Here is a 7,289-nt window from a genome sequence, read left to right as displayed (position 1 = left end):
CTTCACATTATCTTCTACATAATTGCTCATATTAACCTCTTGTTTCAATGGCAGAAAAAGATCGGGGATCTGGTCCAATATATTCTGACGTTGGTCTAATTAATTTATTATTCGCACGTTGCTCAAATACATGAGCTGCCCAGCCAGTGATGCGTGACATCACAAAAATTGGCGTAAATAAAAAGGTCGGTATGCCACAGTAGTGATATGCTGAAGCACTATAGAAATCAAGATTAGGAAATAATTTCTTTTCAGACCACATGACTTCTTCAATACGTTCAGAAATATTATATAACTGCAAATCATTCTTTGCTTCACCTAAGCGGAAAGACCATTTTTTAATAACATCAGAGCGCGGATCATGTGTAGTATAAACACGATGACCAAAGCCCATAATTTTATCTTTATTTTGCAACATCTTTTTCAGTTCTGCTTCTGCTTCATCTGGGGTTTTAAATCGTTCGATTAATCCCATCGCCGCTTCATTAGCACCACCATGTAATGGGCCACGCAAGGTACCTATTGCACTGACAATTGTTGAGTAGAAATCAGCTAGTGTTGCCGCCGTAACACGAGCAGCAAAAGTAGACGCATTAAATTCATGCTCTGCATATAAAATCAAAGAAACATTCATCATATCAGCTTCAAGCTTAGTCGGCTTATGGCCATGCAATAAAGTTAGGAAATGACCGCCGGTAGTTGGTTCCTCAGTCAAACCAGAAATTTCTTTATTCTGAAAATGATAGGCATACCAGTAACACATCATTCCAGGGAATAAAGCTAACAAGCGATCAGCGATTTGATGTTCTTCAGAAAAATCATTTTCCGGTTCAATCGTTCCCAAAAATGAACATCCAGTCCTTAAGACATCCATTGGATGTGTATTTTTTGGAATCATTTTTAATACTGTTTTTAATGCATCAGGAAGAGTTCTTAGACCTACAAGTTTTTTAGTATATGCATCTAATTCTTTTTGCGTTGGTAATTTGCCATACAATAATAAATAAGCAACTTCTTCAAAGCTGGCATGTTCTGCCAAATCATCAATAGAATAACCTCTGTAATTTAAACCTTGTCCCTCTAGCCCAACTGTAGCAATTGCTGATTCTCCAGCAACAATTCCGGCTAAACCGCCGCTTTTAACACTCATTGTCTTCCTCCATTCTCAATTGGTCTAGTTTTTGCTCATACAGGTGATAACCAAGAACCCCATATAACTCTTCGCGAGTCTGCATTTTATCCAACATAGATTTTTGTGTTCCATTGTGAATAATTGCTTGATACGTATTTAAAGCTGCTTGTGACATGGCTCTAAATGCGCTTAATGGATATAAGATTAAAGAAACCCCAACACCGGCAAGCTCTTCGCGCGTAAACATGGGTGTCTTGCCAAACTCAGTAATATTCGCCAAGACAGGAACCTTAAGTGCATCAGTAAATGTTTGATATTCTTCTAGAGAGGTCATTGCCTCGGGGAATATCATATCAGCCCCTAACTCCACACAAAGTTGTGCCCGCTCTATTGCTGAATTCATCCCCTCAATTGCATAAGCATCAGTTCTAGCCATAATGACAAAATCAGGATCTTGGCGTGCATCTACTGCAGCTTTTATGCGATCACCCATTTCACTCTTGGCCACAATGGCTTTATTCGGCCTATGCCCACAACGTTTTGCCAAAACTTGATCTTCAATATGGATTGCGGCAACCCCCGTTTTCTCCATCAATTTTACGGTGCGTGCAATATTAAATGCATGTCCCCATCCAGTATCTACATCAACAAGAAGAGGCAAAGGGCAGGCCTCTATAATGCGTCTTGCATCGTCAAGAACCTCTGATAAATTAGTCATTCCCAGATCAGGTAAACCGTAAGACGCATTTGCGACTCCTGCACCCGAAAGATAAATTGCTTTTGCCCCAGAAGATTGCGCTAACATTGCCGAATAGGCATTTATTGTACCCAGAATTTGCAGGGGGCTATTGTCTTTGACGGCTTGCTTAAATACCTTACCCATGGAATTAGCCATGAACATCACTCCTTGATCTTTAAGGGTTATTATTATGCGCCAATGATCAGCTCATCTCAATAGAAATATCACTTGTTTCACTGAGTTGCTGTTGCATCTGGGTTATCTAATCACTTTTCAACTCGGGATTCCCCTGATAATATTTTTACGCAAAAAGCGCGCGGGAGATAAAGCTTGCTGAAGATTCCGCGGCAAGAAACTCGGCTCATGATTAATTATCGCAGCCAGCCATTCAGCACATAAAGGAATAGTCGTAAGCCCTCGTGAACCAAAACCTGTACACACATAAAGTCCAGGGTAATAAGGTCCGGCCTTTGCAATCCAGCGTTTTGAATTGCTTTCTAATCCAGCATATAAATCCATAAATGCCGCTTTATCAGCTACTTTTCCAACTATAGGTAGATAATCTGTGGTTGCTGCCCTAACGCCAGCCCAATGTGCTCTGATTTGTTCGGACCATAAAACCTCGGGGGCAAGTTGTTCCAATTTAGCCAAGTTAATTAAATCATCATGATTTTTTATTTCAGCCGTAACTGTTTTTAATTCATAAGTGGCTCCAAAATGGTGCAGCCCATCGATTGATGGTAGAACATGTCCATCAGCACATAGAGGCATCTTCAAGGAGGCACTTTCTTGCGTGGATGAAATTGCCGTCATCTGACCACGAATAGGCTTAATCGGTAAGTATTTTACCGCTTCGAAATCGGTTATTTTATACCCATTAGCAAGAATCAAAACATCTGTTTCCAAGTCATTAACAAACCATTTCTTATCAAAAACCAACTCCTTTACTGCGGTGCTCGTTAAGAGAGTAATCCCTTCCCTATTGATAAGGAATTGACACAAAGCCGGAGAATTAATCCATCCAGATAATGGAATAAATAAACCATCTTGATGCAATGGAAGCCCTGCTAATTCGGAGGCGATTAATGGATTTACTAACATTCCCAACTCAGGATACTGTGCCAGCCAATCATGTAAACTAGATTGGGCTAATTGTTCTTTTTGGTTGTACGCAAGTAACAAAGAACCTTTAAGTTCTCCGATGCTGGTTTGTTGTAAAATGGATTGGTATACTTGGGTGGCGTACAAAAAGGCCGAAAGCATAAATTGCGTTAATGGTGAGTTGTACGCAGATAATTTAGGAAATAAAACTGCTTGCTGATTTGCTGATGCGCCCTGACCTACCTCATTGAGCTCGTCTATTAGGGTTATTTTCCAACCTTTTTGGGCAAGAGAATATGCGGTAAAGCATCCAGCAAGGCCAGCGCCAATAATAATCGCCGATTTGGTAGCATATTGTTGCGGTTGACTTACATGCCATGGTGTATGACGTTGTTTCACACTATGTGAAACAGTACCATTAAAATGAGCACTAATCATGTGCCGCTTTGGCCCAAAACCTTTCTTTTTTTCAACGGAAAAACCATGGCGTCTCAAACTTTCTTTTACGATGCCGGCTGCCGTATAAGTAGCTAAACTAGTTCCTTCTGTTGATAATAAAGCAACCACATTCATTAATGGATCAGACCACATACTTTTATTTTTGGCTGGGGCAAAGCCATCAAGATACCAGGCATCAACAAATACCGTTCGTAATTCACGTTCAAGTTTTGCATCACCACACATTAATAATTGTTCATAACATTCAAATGCATCACCAAGCATTAACGTTAAAGTGACTCTTCCATCACCAAAAGAAAGATGATGATAGCCTGGTGTTAAGATAGGGTAACTCGCAATAAGCTGCTGGGCTTGTTTTTCTAACTGAGGCCAACACTGAAGCGATTTAATTAAATCATCACGGGTTAAAGGGTTTTTTTCGCAAGAAATAAAATGCAAATGACAATGTTCAGGAGCATTTTCCTCCCATAACTTCCAGCTCAGAAGAAAATTTAAGCCAGTACCAAAACCTGTTTCGGCAACAGTAAATCGATTAGAAGAAGACAACGCTCGCCAACGAGGAATTAAATTATTCCCGTCAATAAATACATGACGGCTTTGCTCAATCCCGCTGGCAAAAGAATGATAGACATCGTCATATTGAATAGAAAACGGCAAACCTTGATACCAATTAAGCTCTGCCGTTTTAATAGATACAAAAAGATTACTCACATACAGCCACTCGTTTAGAAACCTCAACCACTGCATCCTGAACATCGCTTGTTCTCGCCTCGCGAATTAATGCCCTTAACTTAGGCACTAAGATAAAAAGAACAACCGATGAACCAATCGCAAATAAACCTAAGATTAAAAATACATGACTGTATCCACTATTTGTAGCTAGAGGAGAAACCGTATTTTGCCCTGCTATCATCCAGCCGGAGCTGTAACTTGATAAGGTACCACCTATTCCTGAGGTCAACATCCACATCCCCATCATCATGCCTTGTAACGATGTAGGTGCCAAATAACCGATCATGGCATAACCAATTGGGGAAATTAACAGTTCGCCAATGCTTTGTAGAACATAACAAAGAACAATCCATGACGCATTAACCAAGCCGGAATTACTCGCATAAGCGATACCAATGGGTAAAATGACAAAAGCAACACCAATACACAATAGGGCTAGAGCAAATTGAGTAGGAATATTAACTTGTACGCCTTGTTTTCTCATCTTACTCAGCATAAAGCCTAAAATGGGGCCACCAATAACAATAGAAACCGTATTAATATTTTGGAACCACTGAGGCGGAATAATCCAACTGCCATATTCTCTTTGCACGTTATGGTCAATGAAAACAGTCAGTCCCATAGGCGCAATATGATAGAGCATCCAGAAAATAGTTCCAACGACCATTAATGCAGCGAAAGCCAACATTTTATCTTGAGCAATTTTGGTGGGTTGTTGTTTTGCCTTATAAATAATGAGTCCAATCATCGCCAGACCAGTAATCATCACGAGCATCCTTGCCCAATCTGCATTTTGTAATAATTGACTCAAGACAAAGGGCAGCGCAATAATCATTGCCATACCTAAAAGATTCGATCTTTTTCTTGCGACTTTATCTTTTTGTGAAAAAAAAGTGCCTTGATCGGATAATTGGCCCCAGCAATATAAACAAATAACTAAGGCAATCAAATTACCTAAACTACTAAGCAAGAATAAACGCTCGTAATTCTGTGTGAGCTGGAATACACCGCTTAAGCTAAAGCCAACAAAAAAACCAATGTTCATCCCGGTGTAATTCAATATAAACGATGTTTCACGTCGGGTATCTTCAGGTGTAAAACGCTGAGTCAACATGCAATTGATACAGGTAACATTTAAGCCCGAACCAGTTAAAAACGCCGCTAAACCATAGTAAAGTAAGGAAACATCACTTAATGAGAGTAAAACGCAACCAATTATTTGGGAAATCATACCCACGCAAAATAAAGCACGGTTAGATAATAAACGTCCCCCCCAAAGACCACCCACCGTAGTTAAAGGCAACAAAGATACCCATAACGCTGTGTGCTGTGCTAACAGGAACGCCTAGCTTGCCTTCCATATATAGAACCAAGGTTGAGTAAAGCACACTAAAACTTAAGGTAGATACAATTTGAATAGCGAATAAGGAGAGAATTCCTTCGGGTAGAGAACTTGCAAAATCTTTGTTTCTTTTCAAGAAAGATACCATGATGCCCCTCCTCTTAGCGTAAGACAATAAAATGAATATGACATGGGGAAAAATTACTGTCTAGTGTTTTAGGAATTATTTTAGGCATAAACTCGCTACGTCTTAATACTTATCTACAGTAAAGACTGTAAATTAACGTCTGTTATGGATAAGAACTCAAGTAAAACCTTATATTTCCTCGCTTCGTTAGGGCTAAAGAGGAATAAATAAGCTCTATTCTGATTTTTTATCCGATACATTAAATTACAGCCCATGCCCCTCATGCTAAGCCTAAAAGTCCATTCTCCCTGGATGAAGAATGGAGTTTTTACTTAGCATTATTTCTTTGTTAATATCTCAAGAACCTGCGCAGCAGCCTCCTGGGTCTTACGAATCTCTTGCTCACCATGAGCACTGGAAACAAATCCAGCCTCATACATTGAAGGAGCAAAATAAATACCTTTATCCAACATGGCATGATAAAACTTTTTGAACAACACCTCATCTGATGCCGCAATATCGGCGTAATCCGCAATATGTTTTTTTTCAGTAAAACAAAAACCAAACATACCGCCTAATGAAGCACTAAGAAATGGAACATGCAAAGATTCAGCAACAGCAGCTAATGCCTGTGTTAATCCTTGAGTAGTACGATTTAAGGCATCAAAAAATCCTGGCTTTTCAATTTCAGTTAAGGTTGCAAGACCTGCGGCCATCGCTAAAGGATTTCCCGAAAGAGTTCCTGCCTGATATACAGGCCCCTCAGGCGCCAAATGAGACATAATCTCTGCTCTGCCACCTAAAGCACCAACCGGCATTCCCCCGCCAATTACTTTACCTAGAGTCGTAATATCAGGTTTAATACCAAAAACACCTTGTGCCCCAGTTAATCCCACACGAAACCCAGTCATGACCTCATCAAAAATTAACAAAGCATTGTGTTGATCACATAATTCACGTAATCCTTTTAAAAATTCAGGTTCAGGCAGTACAAAGCCCATATTTCCAGCAACTGGCTCTAAAATAATTGCCGCAACATCATCTGGATATTTGCTAAACAAGGACACTGTTTGCTCCAAATCATTAAAGTTTGCAGTCAATGTATGTTTGGTTACACTTTGAGGGATACCGGGGGTTGAAGGAATACCCAAGGTTAAAAGACCCGAACCTGCTTTTACCAGCAAGCTGTCACTATGCCCATGATAGCAACCATTAAATTTAATAAATTTATTTTTTCCAGTAACGCCACGCGCAAGTCTGATTGCTGTCATGGTGGCTTCCGTACCCGAATTCACCATGCGTACTTTTTCAATGGAGGGAATTAATGAACAAATTTTTTCAGCCAATTGCACTTCAAGTTCTGTAGGCGCACCAAAACTCATGCCACTATGAAGAACCCGGCTTACTGCATCAATTACGGCAGGGTGACAATGCCCTAGAATTAATGGCCCCCAAGAACCAACGTAGTCAACATACTGTTTATCATCCACATCAATAAGATAAGCGCCTTTTCCTTGCTTAAAAAAGAGGGGATCGCCACCCACACCTCTAAATGCCCGCACAGGCGAGTTAACGCCACCAGGAATAAACATTTGTGCCTGATGAAACAAATCTGCTGAACGAGTCATAAAAATCCCCATAAATTTTTGCCAATATA

4 protein-coding genes and 1 pseudogene are annotated in these 7,289 nt (G+C 40.1%); all 5 read right to left on the bottom strand.

Translation table 11 applies throughout. The features are described from left to right. Positions 1 to 31: 31 nt before the first annotated feature. The 5 genes and pseudogenes from prpC to hemL all read right to left on the bottom strand — a co-directional run bounded on the left by prpC (position 32) and on the right by hemL (position 7,260). A complete protein-coding gene (gene prpC, locus LDG_RS12835) occupies positions 32 to 1,150 on the bottom strand; it encodes a bifunctional 2-methylcitrate synthase/citrate synthase (RefSeq protein ID WP_006871819.1) in 1,119 nt (372 codons plus the stop codon). After that, positions 1,140 to 2,027: a methylisocitrate lyase gene (prpB, locus tag LDG_RS12830; RefSeq protein WP_006871818.1), complete on the bottom strand. Its 888-nt coding sequence runs from the start codon at positions 2,025 to 2,027 to the stop codon at positions 1,140 to 1,142. Before prpB ends, prpC begins: the two co-directional genes overlap by 11 nt. A 117-nt stretch (positions 2,028 to 2,144) precedes the next feature. Continuing rightward, a complete protein-coding gene (gene mnmC / locus LDG_RS12825; RefSeq protein ID WP_006871817.1) occupies positions 2,145 to 4,142 on the bottom strand; it encodes a bifunctional tRNA (5-methylaminomethyl-2-thiouridine)(34)-methyltransferase MnmD/FAD-dependent 5-carboxymethylaminomethyl-2-thiouridine(34) oxidoreductase MnmC in 1,998 nt (665 codons plus the stop codon). Beyond that, positions 4,135 to 5,653: pseudogene (locus tag LDG_RS12820) on the bottom strand (peptide MFS transporter). Before LDG_RS12820 ends, mnmC begins: the two are co-directional and overlap by 8 nt. Positions 5,654 to 5,970: 317 nt before the next feature. Continuing rightward, complete coding sequence (gene hemL / locus LDG_RS12815; protein WP_006871815.1) at positions 5,971 to 7,260, bottom strand: glutamate-1-semialdehyde 2,1-aminomutase; 1,290 nt, start codon at positions 7,258 to 7,260, stop codon at positions 5,971 to 5,973. Positions 7,261 to 7,289 lie beyond the last annotated feature (29 nt).

The organism is Legionella drancourtii LLAP12, assembly GCF_000162755.2.
Lineage (GTDB): Bacteria > Pseudomonadota > Gammaproteobacteria > Legionellales > Legionellaceae > Legionella > Legionella drancourtii.
This window is presented reverse-complemented; position numbering and strand designations above follow the sequence as displayed.